Below are 14,971 nucleotides of genomic sequence, written 5' to 3' on the forward strand. Positions count from 1 at the left end.
CGCCGCGATGGATGGGTCGGCGCTTACTTCGCGATTGGCGTCGCGGTGCCCGGCTTGTACCAGCTGTCGAGGCCCTTCTGCAGCTTCTCGGCGGCTTCCGCCGGGGTTTCGACCTTGTTCATGACATTGGCCGATTCCGCCCAGGTCTCGTTCTCAAGGTTCGGCGTGCCGCGCGACAGGATCTGGTAGGTCGAGCGGATGGTCGGCTCGCATTCCGAGCGCCACTTCACGAACTCCTGCGCCAGCGGATCCTTCAGCTCGATCTTGGCGTCGATCAGCGGGAAGAAGCCCGGCGCCTCGTTGGCGTAGATCGTCGCGAACTCCGGCGACGCGACCCAGGACAGGAAGGTCTTCGCCGCCTCGGCATTCGGGCTGGCGGCGTTGAGGCCCATGGCGATGTCCGGATGGTCGGAGATGTAGCACTTGTCGCCGGCCTTCGGCACCGGCGGCTTGAAGGCGCCCATCTCGAAGTCCACCTGACCCTTGAACGGCGAGATTTCCCAAGAGCCGGTCGGGTAGATCGCGGCGCGGCCGAGGGTGAAGAGGTTCTGGCTGTCGGGATAGGTCTGCGCCTCGAAGCCGTCGCCCATATAGGGCACCCACTTCACCAGTTGCTCGTAGGGTTTTACCCAGTCGGCATCAGTCAGCTTCTGCTGGCCGCCGACCAGCGCCTTGCGGCCCTCCTCGCCCTTCCAGTAGTTCGGACCAATGTTCTGGTAGCCCATGGTGGCCGCCTCCCACTGGTCCTTGGTGCCCATGGCGAGCGGGACATAGGTGCCGTCGGCCTTGATCTTGTCGAGCACCGCGAAGAACTCGTCTTCGGTGGTCGGCACCTCGAGCTTCAGATCGGCGAACGCCTTCTTGTTGTACATGAAGCCGTGCAGCACCGAGGCCATCGGCACGCAGAAGGTCACTTTGCCGTCGTCGGTCGACCAGGCGGTCTTGGCGATGGCGCCGAAATTCTCCATGCCCGGCAGGCCGGTGAGATCGGCGAGCTGCTTCTTCTGGAACAGCGCGAGCGAGCCGTCGAACGGGCGGCAGGCGATCAGGTCGCCGCCTGAGCCGGCGTCGAGCTTGGCCGAGAGGGCCGAGTTGTACTCGGTCGGCGCCGAGGGCGAGAACACCACCTTGATGTCGGGATGCTGTGCCTCGAAGGCCGGGATGATCTTCTCCTGCCAGACGGCGAGATCGTCATTGCGCCAGCTCTCGATCGTCAGCGTCGTTTCGGCCATGGCCGGCAGCGATACGGTCAGCGCGGCAAGGCTGGCGAAGGTCTTCAGAAACATGCGGTTCATCACGGGCGTCTCCATCGGATCAAGGGTTCGGGTCAACAGGCAGACGACAGGCGCCGAGCGCGCCCGTTAGAGATCGGAGAGGGCGCGACGGAGACTTCCGTCATGCCCGGCGAGGCGCGCCCTTGCGGCGTCCAGGCCAGGCGCACCCGATGCGATGAGCACGGCGAGCTTGACGTCGCCGCCGGCCGCGCCGACGGCAGCGACCGCGGCGGCCGCGTCGACGCCGGCGATGTCGCCGACCATGCGCGCCGCCCGCTGCCGCAGCTTCTCGTTGTCGGCGCGAAGCCCCACCATGTGGCCGTCATGGACATGGCCGAGCCGCAGGGCGACGAGGGTGGACAGCATGTTGAGCGCGATCTTCTGCGCGGTCCCCGCGCCCATGCGGGTGGATCCGGCGACGACCTCCGGCCCGCTGTCGAGGACAACCGCGACGTCGGCGACCGCCAGCATCGGCGCGCCGGAATTGTTGGCGATGGCGGCGGTCGCGGCCCCGGCGGCGCGCGCCGCGACAAGGCCCGCCAGCGTATAGGGCGTCGAGCCGCTGGCGGAGATGGCGATGACGCAGTCCTTTGCGCCGACCTTGGCGGCCGCGACATCGAGCGCCGCCTGTTCGCCGTCGTCTTCCGGCCCACCGACAAGGCTCTCCGTGATCGCGAGGCCGCCGGCGAGGATGGTCGCAAAGCGCTCGGCCGGCTCGCCATAGGTCTGCGGTATTTCGAGCGCGTCGCCGAGGGCGATGAGGGCCGGGCTGCCGGAGGCGAGATAGATCAGGCGGCCGCCGTCCTTCAAGCGGCCGACGGCCAGCACTGCTACCTTTTCCAGCGCAGGAATGGCGGCACCGACACAGGCGACCGCGCGCGTCTGGCCCTCGAGCAAGACCTTCAGGACCTGCGCATCCTCCCATCCGTCGATGCCGATCACTGCCGGATCCCGCTGCTCCGTCGCGCGCAGCGTCATCGCGGGATGCCCCGAAAGGTCTCGGCGCAGACAAGGGCGGGATGATGGGAAATGGCGATCACTCTCGGTTTCGGTCCGCTGGTTTCGGTCGAGCTTGATTTTCGCCAGAGCGCTGAGAGCATTGCCTAGCTTGCAGGGATGTTACCAACTTAATGCCATTCGTCCAGCCGAAACTGTTAACTTTTTCATCTGCTGCAATGTAGCATGATTTTTGAGCATAAACGATGAATATTCTCGGTCGCGTGACCTTTCGGTAAGAGCACGTCTAGGTCAGATCCCCGATATTGGTTGCACCTCTGGCCTGTTTTGGTATTACTTCGGGATGGAGGCCTCATGCAGCAGCCTATCTTGATCGGTGTCGATGGCGGGGGCAGCCGGTGCCGTGTGCGGGCCCGACTGCGCGACGGAACGCCGCTCGGCGAAGCCGAAGGCGGATCGGCGAACATCTTCAGCGATCTCGACGGCGCGCTGGCGACGATCGTCGCGGTGGCGGCCGAGTCGCTCGCAGCGGCAGGGCTCGGCAAGGCCGATCTCGGCCGATGCCATGTCGGGCTCGGGCTCGCCGGCGCCAACATCCCCTCGCTCTCGGCCGAGCTGATGCAGCGTCCCCTGCCCTTCGCCGCCCGCGCGCTGGAAAGCGACGCCGTGGTCGCCTGCCGCGGCGCGCATGCCGGAGCGGACGGGGCGATCGCGATCATCGGCACCGGCACCGCCTATGTACTGCGGCGCGGCGACGCCTTCACCTCGATCGGCGGCTGGGGCTTCGCCCTGTCCGACCATGGCAGCGGCGCCTTCCTCGGCCGTGCCGCGCTCACCGCAGCGCTCCTCGCCCATGACGGCATCGGCCCGACGAGCGGTCTGACGGACACAGTGCTCGAGCGCTTCCACCAGGATGCGGCGCGGCTGGTGGAGTTTGCCGACGAAGCGCGCCCGGGCGATTTCGGCGGTTTCGCACCATTGGTCGTTGACCGGGCACAGGGCGGGGACGCGGTCGCCGAGGCGATCCTTTCCGACGGCCAGCGCCACATCGAGGCGGCACTGCAGCGGCTGCTCTACCTCGGCGCGCCGTCGATCGTCCTCCTCGGCGGACTGGCGCCGCGCTACCGCCCGCGTTTGCCGCAGACACTTCAGGAAAGACTCGCCGAGCCGCGCGGCGACGCGCTCGACGGCGCGCTGGCGCTGGCCGCGACGCTGCTGCCGGAGGCCCGGCCTTGAACGAGGTCTTCGACCAGAACTTCATGACGCCCGGCACCGGCGGCCCGCTCTACCGCCAGCTGCAGGAGCGTATCCGCCGCTCGGTCGCGGAGGGCCGGCTGAAGCCCAACGAGGCCTTGCCGCCCGAGCGAGACATCGCCGCCGGCATCGGCATCTCGCGCGTCACCGTGCGCAAGGCGATCCAGGCGCTGGTCGGCGAGGGCGTGATCCGCCAGCGGCATGGGTCCGGCAACTTCGTGGCGGAAGCGCCGAGCCGGGTGCAGATGGGCCTGTCGCACCTCAAATCCTTCACCGAGGACATGCGGAGCCGCGGCTCGGCCACCGGCTCGCGCTGGCTGGAACGCACGCTGTCGACCGTCAGCCCCGACGAGGCCATGCAGTTGCGGCTTTCCCCCGGCGAGCCGGTCGCGCGCTTCCACCGTCTCCGCCTCGCCAACGCGTTGCCGATGGCGATCGAGCGGGCCGTGGTGCCCGCCCGCATCCTGCCCGACCCCGCCGCGGTCGAGGCCTCGCTCTACCAGGCGATGGAGGCAGCCGGCCACCGGCCGGTGCGGGCGCTGCAGCGGATGACGGCGGCCAATCTCGCCGCGGCCGATGCGGCCCTCCTTGGGTTGGAGCCGGGCGCCGCGGCGCTGTCGATCCTGCGGCTCTGCTTCGACGCCCATGGCGAGGCCGTCGAGTTCACCCGCTCGCTCTACCGCGGCGACGCCTACGACTTCGTCGCCGAACTCACGATCTGAAGGATCCCATGAGCCAGTCCCAGAAGAGCCTGATGCGGTCCGAAATCGACGAGACGCCAGAGGCCGTGCGCCGCCTCCTGGCGCAGTCCGGCGCCGCGATGCATGCGGCAGGGCGGGCGCTGCGCGATCTCGATCCGCCGGTGGTGGCGACGGTCGCCCGCGGCTCCTCCGACCATGCCGCGACCTATTTCAAATACGCGACGGAGATTCTGAGCGGCGTGCCGGTCGCTTCCTTCGGCCCCTCCGTCGTCTCGATCTATGGCGCCCGGCTGAAGCTGAAGGGCGCCGCGGCGCTGGCGATCTCGCAGTCCGGCCAGAGCCCCGACATCGTCTCGCTGCTCGCCGCCGCGCGCACCGGCGGGGCGAAGACGATCGCGCTGGTCAATGCGCCGGACTCGCCGCTCGAGGCGTCGGCAGACCATGCCGTCCGCCTCTCGGCCGGTCCGGAGCGAAGCGTCGCGGCCACCAAGAGCTTCGTCGCCTCGGTCGCCGCCGCGCTCGGCATCCTCGCCGCCTGGACCGGCGACGAGAAGCTCGGCGCAGCGCTCGACGCCCTGCCCGGCCACCTCGACGCGGCGCTGACGCACGACTGGTCCGAGGCGCTCGAGGCAACCGTTCAGGCGGGGTCGCTCTATACGCTCGGCCGCGGCGTCGGCTTTGCGGTCGCCGGCGAGGCGGCGCTCAAATTCAAGGAGACCTCGCTCCTCCACGCCGAATCCTATTCCGGCGCCGAGCTGCTGCACGGGCCGGTCTCGCTGGTCGAAGGCGGCTTTCCGGTCTTCGCCTTCCTGCCGGACGATGCCGCGCATGCCAATCTCGTCGGCGTCGCCCGCCGGCTGGAAGAAAAAGGCGCGAAACTCTTCGTCGCCGGGCGCAACGCGCCGGGCCGCCTCCTGCCGACGACCGCCACCGGGCACCCGCTGACCGAACCACTGGTCATGCTTCTGTCGTTCTACGGCTTCGTCGAAGAGGTGGCGCGCGCCCGGGGGCTCGATCCCGACGTGCCGCGCGGCCTCTCGAAGGTGACGGAGACCGTCTGATGGCCGCATTTGCGCTGGTCGGCGCCGAAATCTTCGATGGAGAAAGCCGCCATGCCGGGCAAGCGCTGGTCGTCGCCGGCGGCGTGATCCGGGCGATGGTGCCGGCGGTGGCACTCGACCCCGTGGTCGAGCGGGTGACGCTGGACGGTGGCCTTCTCGCACCGGGCTTCATCGATATCCAGGTAAACGGCGGCGGCGGCGTGCTCCTCAACGACACGCCGACCGTCGAGGGCGTCCGCGCGATCTGCGCCGCGCATGCCCGCTTCGGCTCCACCGCCTTGCTGCCGACGGTCATCACCGACCGCCCGGCCGTCACCTTCGCCGCCATCGCCGCGGTCGAAGCGGCCCTCGCGGCCGGCGTGCCCGGCTGCCTCGGCATCCACGTCGAGGGGCCGTTCCTGTCGGTCGCCCGCAAAGGCGCACACGACCCCGCGCTGATCCGCCCAATGCAGGACGACGACCTCGCCGCATTGGTCGCGACGACCGTGCGGCCGCTGCTGCTGACCGTCGCACCGGAAAGCGTTTCGCCAGAGCAGATAAGCCGGCTTAGCAAATCTGGAATCGCCGTCTCGCTTGGGCACACCGACACCGATTTCGACACCGCCAACGCCGCCTTCGACGCCGGCGCGCGCGGCGTGACGCATCTCTTCAACGCCATGAGCCAGCTCGGGCACCGCGCGCCCGGCCTCGTCGGCGCGGCGCTGGCACGGCCGGAGATCTGGTGCGGGATCATCGCCGACGGCCACCACGTTCATCCCGCCGCCATCGCCGCCGCCTTGCGCGGCAAACGCCTGCCCGGCCGGTTGATGGCGATCACCGACGCCATGCCGACGGTCGGCGTCGACGACGATGTCTTCGTCCTCAGCGGCCGCACGGTCACCCGGCGCGACGGCCAGTTGACGCTCGACGACGGCACGCTGGCCGGCTCCGACCTCTCGATGATTTCAGCCGTCCGCTATCTCGTCGACACCGTCGGCATCGACCTCGACGAGGCGCTGCGGATGGCGGCGGTGTATCCGGCGGAATTCCTCGGGCTCTCGGCAAGCCACGGTCATCTCCGCGTCGGCGCCCGCGCCGACATCGTCCACCTCACCGCCGCGACGGAGATCGCCGGTGTCTGGATCGGCGGCGAGCGTTCGGCCTGAGCGGCGGTCGAACAGAGCCATTCTTCCCAGCGAAGCGCGGGAACCGATGCGGAGGCAAGGAAACTGGCTTCGCTGGTGAACGCGGGCCGGCACTTCCGTTACCGAACCGGCGTGGGAACGCAGAGGCATGGGTCCCCGGGGCCAAGGCCCCGAGGATGACGAGCGTCAGCGTTGCTGCACACACGGCGCCGCAGCTACGCCTCAGGCAAGCCGCTGCGCGTGCCAGCGCAGATGGTCTTCCATGAAGGTCGAGATGAAGTTGTAGCTGTGGTCGTAGCCGGGCTGGCGGCGGAGTTCGAGCGCGATGCCGGCCTTGGCGCAGGCGGCCTCGAGCTGTTCCGGCTTCAGCTGACCCTCGAGGAAGTTGTCGGCCTCGCCTTGGTCGACCAGCAGTTCCTTCACCCGCGCACCATCCTCGATCAGCGCCACCGCATCGTGCTTGCGCCAGGCGGCGCGGTCGTCGCCGAGGTACATGGTCAGCGCCTTGTGGCCCCAGGGAACCTGGCTCGGCGCGACGATCGGCGCGAAGGCCGAGACCGAGCGATAGCGATCAGGGAGACTGAGGCCGATGGTCAGCGCGCCATGGCCGCCCATCGAATGGCCGAAGATCGACTGCCGGGCCGGATCGACCGGGAAGTTGGCGGCAACGAGCGCCGGCAGCTCCTCGGTGACGTAGCGCCACATCTGGTAGTTCTTGGCAAAAGGCTCCCGCGTCGCATCGACGTAGAAGCCGGCGCCGAGGCCGGCGTCATAGGCGCCCTCGGCATCGTCCGGCACGCCCTCGCCGCGCGGCGAGGTATCGGGCGCGACGAGGATCAGGCCGAGCTCGGCGCAGGCCTTGCGGTACTCGCCCTTGTCCATGACGTTGGCATGCGTGCAGGTGAGGCCCGAGAGGTACCAGACCACCGGCAGCTTCGCGCCTTCCGCATGCGGCGGCACGTAGACCGCGAAGGTCATGTCGGTACCGGTCGCGGTGGAGGCATGGCGGTAGACGCCCTGCACCCCGCCATGCGCCTTCGCCGTCGAGACCGTCTCCATCGCCGCCGCCATCAGAACACCACGACCGAGCGGATCGACTTGCCCTCGTGCATGAGGTCGAAGCCCTTGTTGATGTCTTCCAGCGGCAGGACGTGGGTGATCATCGGGTCGATCTGGATCTTGCCGTCCATGTACCAGTCGACGATCTTCGGCGTGTCGGTGCGCCCGCGCGCGCCGCCGAAGGCCGAACCCTTCCAGACGCGGCCGGTGACGAGCTGGAACGGCCGGGTGGAGATCTCCTTGCCGGCCTCGGCGACGCCGATGACGACCGAGACGCCCCAGCCCCGGTGGCAGGCTTCGAGCGCCTGGCGCATGACCATGGTGTTGCCGGTGCAGTCGAAGGTGTAGTCGGCGCCGCCGTCAGTCAGCGCGACGAGGTGCTGGACGATGTCGCCGTCGATCTTCTTCGGGTTGACGAAATGGGTCATGCCGAACTGCCGGCCCCACTCCTCCTTGTCGTCGTTGAGGTCGACGCCGATGATCTTGTCGGCACCGACGAGGCGGGCGCCCTGGATCACGTTGAGGCCGATGCCGCCGAGGCCGAAGACGACGACATTGGCACCCGGCTCGACCTTGGCAGTGTTGACCACGGCGCCGACGCCTGTGGTGACGCCGCAGCCGCAATAGCAGGCGCTCTTGAACGGCGCGTCCTTGCGGATCTTGGCGACCGCGATCTCCGGCACGACGGTGAAGTTCGAGAAGGTCGAGCAGCCCATGTAGTGGTGGATCGCCTGGCCCTTATAGCTGAAGCGGGTGGTGCCGTCGGGCAGGAGGCCCTTGCCTTGCGTGGCGCGGATAGCGGTGCAGAGGTTCGTCTTGCCGGAGAGGCAGGATTTGCACTGCCGGCATTCCGGCGTGTAGAGCGGAATCACGTGGTCGCCGGGCTTCACATAGGTGACGCCGGCGCCGACCTCGCGCACGATGCCCGCGCCTTCATGGCCGAGCACCGAGGGAAACAGGCCCTCGCTGTCGAGGCCGTCCAGCGTATAGGCGTCGGTGTGGCAGATGCCGGTCGCCATGATCTCGACCAGGACCTCGCCGGCCTTCGGGCCTTCCAGGTCGAGCTCGACGATCTCGAGTGGCTTCTTGGCCTCGAAGGCTACGGCGGCGCGGGTCTTCATGTCAGTCTCTCCTCTTCCCTGGCGGCGATTGCTAGCCGCTTCTGCACGCGTTGCAAATGCCGTCGCGGCCAAAAAACGACAGGCTGTGGGAAGCGTGGCCGGGACGCCGGGCGTTAAGGAAGTGGTTACCATCCCAAGCCGATAACCCGGCTCCCCAATGCAAAGGAGCCAGCATGAGTGACACGGTCGGTATCGCAGGCGGACAGATCCGCGCCTTCGTCGAGCGCATCGAGCACATCGAGGCCGAGATCGCCGAGCTGAACGAGGGCAAGAAGGAAGTCTTCGCCGAGGCCAAGGGCGAGGGCTTCGACGTCAAGATCCTGAAAGAGATCATCAAGCTGCGCAAGCAGGACCAGGAAGAGCGCGACGAGCACGACACCGTCCTCGACCTCTACATGCGTGCCATGGAAGAAGAGGCAAAGGCCCCCGCCAAGGCCGCCTGAGCGACGTCCCGCAGGCCGGGGCCGGCAGCTTGATGGACGAAAGGACGGGAGGCAGATGCCTTCCGTCTTTTCACGTTGATAGCCTCAGTCCTTCAGCGTGCGCTCCAGCAGCGCTAGCCAGTTGCCGCCGGCGATCTTGCGGACCAGCGCCTCGCCGTAGCCGTGCTCCTTGAGATAGGCGAGCAGCCGCGGCAGGCCGGCGACGTCGCCGATGGCATCGGGGATGACTGCGCCGTCGAAATCCGAGCCGAGGCCGACGCGATCCTCGCCGAGTTGCTCGATCATCGCGTCGAGATGGCGGGCGACGACGTCGAGGCCGGTGTCGGGGAGCATCTGCCCGTCGGGCCTCAGGAAGGCCGCGGCGTAGTTCAGCCCGACCATGCCATTGCTCTCGCGGATCGCGGCGAACTGGCGGTCGGTGAGGTTGCGGGCGTGCGGGCAGATGGCGTGGACGTTGGAGTGCGTCGCCACCAGCGGCGCGTCGGAGAGTTGCGCGACATCCCAGAAGCCGGCCTCGTTGAGATGCGAGAGGTCGAGGAGGATGCCGAGGTCGTTGGAGCGCCGGACGAGCTCGCGGCCGCGATCGGTGAGGCCCGGGCCGGTATCGGGGGTGCTGGGATAGCGCATCGGCACGCCGTGGCCGAAAATGTTCGGGCGGCTCCAGACCATGCCGATGGAGCGGAGGCCCGCGGCGTAGAGCACGTCGAGCATGCGGAACTCGCCGTCGATCGCCTCGGCGCCCTCGACATGCATCACGGCGGCGATGGCGCCGGCGGCGAGCGCCGCGCGGATGTCGGCGTTGGAGCGGCAGATCCGGAACTGGCCGGCAGAGGCGCGCTCCAGCCGCAGCATGATCGAGGCCATCTTCAAGGTGTGGTGCTGGGCGTCCGTCCAGTCGAGCGGCTTTGGCAGCGGCAGGTTGTAGGCGTGGCCCTGCATCATCGCCAGCATGTCGCGTTCCATCACCGAGGGCGGATAGATCGCGAACAGGCCGCCGACGAAGCCACCCTGGCGCATGCGCGGCAGGTCCATCTGGCCGCCTTGCCCGCCTTCGATAAACCCACGCTCGACGTCGCCTTTCTCCTGCAGCGACAGGCGGAACAACACGTCATTATGGCCGTCAAAGACGGGTACGGGGTTATGGCCGTCGAAGACGGGAATGAGGTCGCTCATGTCGTGATCCTTGCCGGCGGCGCGTGGCAACGCCCGTCCGGCTGGGATAGCGGGCGGCCTGAGCGGAGACAACCGTCCCGGGCCGGGCTTTCCGCCTCAGGCGGCGCTGAACGCCTCCAGGCGCGCCAGCCGCTCGCGGACGCGCAGGTCGCGCGGATCCTCGGCGTCAAAGCCGGCGTCCCCGTCGTCCTCCTCGGCCTCGGTCTCCACCGTCTCGTCCGCATCCTCGTCGAGCGTCGTGCAGAAAATCTTCGAGGGCGCAAAGCGGTTGCCGAGGAAGACAGTCGTCGGGGTCGCCGTGTCGGTCCAGTTCGTCATCGGGTTGCCTCCGCGTTTCATACCGTTCGATATGATTGAAATGACGCAGCCGGCGGCTGAAATCAAGCTAAAACGTATCGGACGGTATGAAATTCCCGTGACGCCGATAAGATGCCGGCATGGCTAGGGAATTCGCTTGGACAGAAAAGCCTAGTGGGCTTGACGCTCGCCGGCTTTCCCTGACTGTGCCGGAAAGAGAATCGGGCTGAGACAAGCGACCCAAAAGGAGCGACGACACTGGAAATCGACGTCGCCACCATCGTCGTGCTGATCGCCGCCGTCGTCGCCTTCGGCGCGTTGGCCCGCCCGCTGTCGAGCCGGCTGCAGGTTCCGGTCTCCATCGTGCTGGCGCTCGGCGGCGCGACCCTCGGTTTCGCCAGCGCCTATTCGATCGCCCATCCCGGCAGCCTGCTGCCGACCGATTTCGCTCTGTTCATCTCCGACCTGCCGATCGGCTCGAACCTCTTCCTCTACGTCTTCCTGCCGACCCTGTTGTTCCAGAGCGCGCTGGGGGTGGACATGCACCGGGTGCGCGAGGACCTGCTGCCGATCATCGCCTTGGCGCTGGTTGCGGTGATCGCCGCCACGATCGGCGTCGCACTCGCGCTCTGGCCGTTCTCCGGCATGCCGCTGCTGGCCTGCCTGCTGCTGGCTTCGCTGATCGCCACCACCGACCCGGTCGCGGTGATCGCGATCTTCAAGGATGTCGGCGCGCCCGAGCGGCTGACGCAGCTCGTCGAGGGTGAGAGCCTGTTCAACGATGCGGCGGCCATCGCGCTGTTCCTGATCTTCTCGGCGGCGATCGTCTCGCCGGCGAGCCTGACCGTCACCGATGCCGCGCTCGACTTCCTGCTGCTGCCGCTCGGCGGGGCAGCCGTCGGCTTCCTGATCGCGCTGATCTTCCTGTCCCTCCTGAAGCTGATCGGCGACGACCGCCTCACCGCCATCTCGCTGAGCCTGGCCGTCCCCTATTTCTGCTTCTGGGGCGCCGAGCACATGCTGCACGTCTCCGGCATCATCGCGGTGGTGACCGCCGGCGTGACGCTCGCAACGCTCGCGCCGGGGCGAATGACCACCGACACCTGGCGCCATCTCGCCGACACCTGGGAGCAGCTCGCCTCCTGGTCGGCGATCCTGATCTTCGTCCTGACCTCGCTGACCATCCCGCGCCTTCTCGGCAAGGCCGAACCCTTCCATCTCGTTCTCCTCGGCATCGTCTTCGTCGCCGCCCTCCTCGCCCGCGCGCTGGTGCTGTTCGGCCTGCTGCCGCTGCTGACGCGGCTCGGGCTGTCGGCCGAAGTGTCGCGTCCCTACCGCATCGTCGTGCTCTGGGGCGGCCTGCGCGGGTCGATGACGCTGGCGCTGGCACTAGCGGTGACCGAGCATCCCGGCATTCCGGACGAGACCGCAGGCTTCGTCGCGACCCTTGCCACCGGCTTCACGCTGATGACGCTGCTGGTGCAAGGCACGACGCTGCGGCCGCTGATCCAAAGGCTCGGGCTGAACAAGCTGACGGGCGTCGACCGGGTGCTGCGCGACATGGCGCTCGACGTCACCGCCACCCGCGTCGGACGGTTTTCCCGCGACATGGCGCAACGCTTCCAGGCCGACGGGGCCGTGGCCGAGGGTGCCGACGACGCTGCGCTGGCCGAAGAGGTGGCGACCACGGCCTCGGCGGAACGCGCCGCCGACGCGCTGACCGAGGCCGAGCGGGTCGCCATCGCGCTCGTGTCGATCGGGCTGCGCGAGCGCGAGACGGTGCTCGAGCATTTCGCCATGGGCACCGTCGCCCCGCGCATCGCCCAGCGGCTCTCAGCCGAGGCCCGACGGCGGCTCGACATGGCGCGCGCCGACGGCATCGAGGGCTATCGCCGGGCGAACCGCGAGGAAATCGAGTTCCTTTGGCTCGACCGCTTCGCCTTCAGCCTGCAGCGCCGCTTCGGCTACAGCCGGCTGCTGTCACTGCGGCTGTCGGTGCGGTTCGAGACGCTGATCGAGACCTCGCTGGTGGTCAGCGAACTCCTGATGTTCGTCGAGAGCGACCTGCGGCCGGTGGTCGGCATAAGCACGCTCGACACCGCCACCGATGCGCTACGCGAGCGGCTGGCGCTGATCGAGCGCGAGATCGATGCGGTGCGGCTGCAATATCCGGCCTATGTCGTGGCGCTGGAAAGGGCGGTCATCGCCCGGTCGGCGCGGGCGCGCGAGGCGATGGAACTCGCGCACCTCCGGCGCTCCGGCCTGATCAGCAGCGAGGTCGAGCGCGACGTGCTCCTGACGCTGTCGGAGCGCGACGACGCCGACACGCTGAGCCCGCCGCTCGATCTCGGCCTCGACACCCGCGACATGATCGACCGATGCGACCTGTTCAGCCCGCTCTCGCCGGACGACCGCACCGATCTCGAACAGTTCCTGAAACCCTTCTTCGCCGCGCCCGGCATGCGCATCATCACCCGCGGCGAGGTCGGCGACGCCGCCTATTTCCTGCTCTCGGGCGCCGTGGAGATCGACACCGGCGCCACCGTGATCCGCCTTGGCCGCGGCGAGGTGTTCGGCGAGATGGCGCTGCTCTTCGACGTCAAGCGCCAGGCCGACGTCACGGCGATCGCCTACTGCACGCTGCTGCAGCTCTCGCTCGCCGACTTCCAGCGCTTCCTGTCGATGCACCCGGCGCTGCGGACGGCGGTCGAAACGGTTGGGCAGCGCCGGCGCGACGAAAATGCGGGGGTTGCCGACGTCGAAGCGGCCTGATGCCCGCCTGTCAGTCCCACTGACCGGCGGCGGCTGGACCGGAATGCTGAGGTTGCGGACGCTTCGTCCCTGCGGTCGAACGTCGCCGGCGCTGATGGGCGGGCTGCAAGACCTTCCGCAGGGATAGGAAGCATGCATGATGGCATCTCCGTACTGCGAGAGGGCCGCCCATGTTCCCCCTGTCCCACATGATGAAAAGCTTCATCCGCAAGGGCACCCTCGTGGTCATCGACGCCGACGGCCGGCGGCACAGTTTCGAGGGCGCGCCCGGCCCGCGCGTCGTGATGCGGCTGACCGAAAAGGCGCTCTACCGCAAGCTGGTGCTGAACCCCGACATGGCCGTCGGCGAGGCCTATACGGATGGCACGCTCCTGTTCGAGGAAGGCTCACATCTCCGCGACTTCCTGGCGCTGTTCTCGCTGAACCGAACGGGGCTCGGCGCCTATCCCTTGCAGAAGTTCGTCCGAAAATGGTCGGGCCTCTTGCGTCAGCGCCGACGCAGCAACGTCGTCGGCGAGGCCGAGAAGAACGTCGCGCACCACTACGATCTCGGCAACGCTTTCTACCGGCTCTTTCTCGACCGCAACATGCTCTACTCCTGCGCCTACTTCCGCAGTGAGGACGAGAGCCTGGAACAGGCGCAGCGCAACAAGCTGCGGCTACTGGCCGCCAAGCTCGACCTGCGGCCGGGACAGAAGGTGCTCGACATCGGCAGCGGCTGGGGGGATCTCGCGCTGTATCTGGCCGCCATGGAGGACGTTGAGGTGCTCGGCGTGACGCTGTCGACGGAGCAGCAGGCGCTGGCGACCCAGCGGGCCGCGGAAGCCGGCCTCTCGCACCGCGTCCGCTTCGAACTCATCGACTACCGAAAGGTCGAGGGACGCTTCGACCGCATCGTCTCCGTCGGCATGTTCGAGCATGTCGGCGTCAGCCACTACGACGAGTTCTTTTCGAAGATCAACGCCCTGCTGCCGGACGACGGCATCGCCCTCCTTCACTCCATCGGCCATATGAGCCCGCCGGCGCGCACCAGCGCCTGGCTGCGCAAGTACATCTTTCCCGGCGCCTATTCGCCCTCGCTGTCGGAGGTCCTGCCGGTGGTCGAGCGGCAATCGCTGTGGGTGGCCGACGTCGAGTGCCTCAGGCTGCACTACGCCCGGACGCTGGCGATCTGGGAAAGCCGCTTCCAGGCCAACCGCCCGGCCGTGGTCGCGCTCTACAACGAGCGCTTCGCCCGGATGTGGGAGTTCTATCTCCTGTCCTGCGAGACGATGTTCCGGTCGGGCGCGCAGATGGTCTTCCACCTGCAACTCTGCCGCCAGCGCGATGCCGTGCCAATCGTGCGGGACTATGCGATCGATACCCAGCGCCGCTACGCCGCGCTCGAAGCAGAACGGCTGCCGCCGCTCTGAGCGCCGGCGTCTCGCCGAGTCCTGACGGAAGGCTCGAAAGTAACGCGCTTGTCCCTAGACAGTCTCGCCGCGCCGTCGCCGCCGTTTACCATTTCTGCAATTTGTCCGTTGCCGCCCTTCGTGGAAACCGAATCATTTAGACTCGGCACGGTAAGGTAATGCAGCTAACGACCGTAAAGCGGCGAGTAGAAGAGGGGCGAAGGGCCCAGGACAGTCAAACTGCCGACCGGCATAGGTCGGCTCGTATCGAGCACCGACGATGACGAACATTGTTTTCCTGCCCGTCAGGAAACGCGAGAAGGAACAGCCCCCTCCGCCTTTGC

General features: G+C 67.9%; 13 protein-coding genes. 7 read left to right on the forward strand and 6 right to left on the reverse strand.

What is annotated here, in order from left to right; all coding sequences use genetic code 11:
* Positions 1 to 23: 23 nt before the first annotated feature.
* Both ACZLZQ_RS23020 and ACZLZQ_RS23025 read right to left on the reverse strand, forming a co-directional pair.
* Positions 24 to 1,232: an ABC transporter substrate-binding protein gene (locus ACZLZQ_RS23020; protein ID WP_472951578.1), complete on the reverse strand. Its 1,209-nt coding sequence runs from the start codon at positions 1,230 to 1,232 to the stop codon at positions 24 to 26.
* Positions 1,233 to 1,361: 129 nt separating this feature from the next.
* Positions 1,362 to 2,252, reverse strand: coding sequence for an N-acetylmuramic acid 6-phosphate etherase (locus tag ACZLZQ_RS23025; RefSeq protein WP_472951486.1), 891 nt, complete (start codon positions 2,250 to 2,252; stop codon positions 1,362 to 1,364).
* A gap of 333 nt (positions 2,253 to 2,585) precedes the next feature.
* Here ACZLZQ_RS23025 and ACZLZQ_RS23030 point away from each other — a divergent pair, with 333 nt between their 5' ends.
* From ACZLZQ_RS23030 to nagA, 4 genes are read left to right on the forward strand one after another with little or no spacing between them, the layout of a single operon-like run.
* A complete protein-coding gene (locus ACZLZQ_RS23030; protein WP_472951488.1) occupies positions 2,586 to 3,467 on the forward strand; it encodes a glucosamine kinase nucleotide-binding domain-containing protein in 882 nt (293 codons plus the stop codon).
* Entirely contained in the window at positions 3,464 to 4,207 is a 744-nt protein-coding gene (locus tag ACZLZQ_RS23035) for a GntR family transcriptional regulator (protein WP_472935884.1), read from the forward strand. Before ACZLZQ_RS23030 ends, ACZLZQ_RS23035 begins: the two co-directional genes overlap by 4 nt.
* Before the next feature lie 8 nt (positions 4,208 to 4,215).
* Positions 4,216 to 5,247, forward strand: a complete 1,032-nt coding sequence (locus ACZLZQ_RS23040; RefSeq protein WP_472951490.1) for an SIS domain-containing protein — start codon at positions 4,216 to 4,218, stop codon at positions 5,245 to 5,247.
* Positions 5,244 to 6,392, forward strand: a complete 1,149-nt coding sequence (gene nagA / locus ACZLZQ_RS23045) for an N-acetylglucosamine-6-phosphate deacetylase (RefSeq protein WP_472951581.1) — start codon at positions 5,244 to 5,246, stop codon at positions 6,390 to 6,392. Before ACZLZQ_RS23040 ends, nagA begins: the two co-directional genes overlap by 4 nt.
* Before the next feature lie 201 nt (positions 6,393 to 6,593).
* Here the strand turns inward: nagA and fghA are convergent, their stop codons facing one another.
* Positions 6,594 to 7,442 (reverse strand): S-formylglutathione hydrolase, encoded by an 849-nt coding sequence (gene fghA / locus ACZLZQ_RS23050; RefSeq protein WP_472951492.1) that lies wholly within the window; start codon positions 7,440 to 7,442, stop codon positions 6,594 to 6,596.
* Complete coding sequence (locus tag ACZLZQ_RS23055) at positions 7,442 to 8,551, reverse strand: S-(hydroxymethyl)glutathione dehydrogenase/class III alcohol dehydrogenase (protein WP_472951494.1); 1,110 nt, start codon at positions 8,549 to 8,551, stop codon at positions 7,442 to 7,444. Before ACZLZQ_RS23055 ends, fghA begins: the two co-directional genes overlap by 1 nt.
* A gap of 173 nt (positions 8,552 to 8,724) precedes the next feature.
* On the opposite strand from ACZLZQ_RS23055, the gene ACZLZQ_RS23060 reads away from it, so the two are divergent.
* The gene (locus ACZLZQ_RS23060; RefSeq protein WP_472935888.1) at positions 8,725 to 8,994 is read left to right on the forward strand and encodes a DUF2312 domain-containing protein; all 270 of its coding nucleotides are present in this window, start codon (positions 8,725 to 8,727) and stop codon (positions 8,992 to 8,994) included.
* Between the two features lie 84 nt (positions 8,995 to 9,078).
* On the opposite strand, the gene ACZLZQ_RS23065 is transcribed toward ACZLZQ_RS23060, so the two are convergent.
* Together ACZLZQ_RS23065 and ACZLZQ_RS23070 are read right to left on the reverse strand one after the other, a co-directional pair.
* Complete coding sequence (locus tag ACZLZQ_RS23065) at positions 9,079 to 10,167, reverse strand: dipeptidase (RefSeq protein ID WP_472951496.1); 1,089 nt, start codon at positions 10,165 to 10,167, stop codon at positions 9,079 to 9,081.
* A gap of 96 nt (positions 10,168 to 10,263) precedes the next feature.
* Positions 10,264 to 10,485 carry a hypothetical protein gene (locus ACZLZQ_RS23070; RefSeq protein WP_472951498.1) on the reverse strand — a complete coding sequence of 74 codons (222 nt, stop codon included), beginning with the start codon at positions 10,483 to 10,485 and terminating at the stop codon, positions 10,264 to 10,266.
* Positions 10,486 to 10,749: 264 nt separating this feature from the next.
* Between ACZLZQ_RS23070 and ACZLZQ_RS23075 the strand changes: the two genes are divergently transcribed.
* On the forward strand, positions 10,750 to 13,236 hold the full coding sequence (locus tag ACZLZQ_RS23075; RefSeq protein ID WP_472951500.1) for a cation:proton antiporter: 2,487 nt from the start codon (positions 10,750 to 10,752) through the stop codon (positions 13,234 to 13,236).
* Between the two features lie 170 nt (positions 13,237 to 13,406).
* The gene (locus tag ACZLZQ_RS23080) at positions 13,407 to 14,648 is read left to right on the forward strand and encodes a class I SAM-dependent methyltransferase (protein WP_472951503.1); all 1,242 of its coding nucleotides are present in this window, start codon (positions 13,407 to 13,409) and stop codon (positions 14,646 to 14,648) included.
* Positions 14,649 to 14,971 lie beyond the last annotated feature (323 nt).

The sequence above is a fragment of the Mesocryomonas lacus genome (assembly GCF_055730105.2).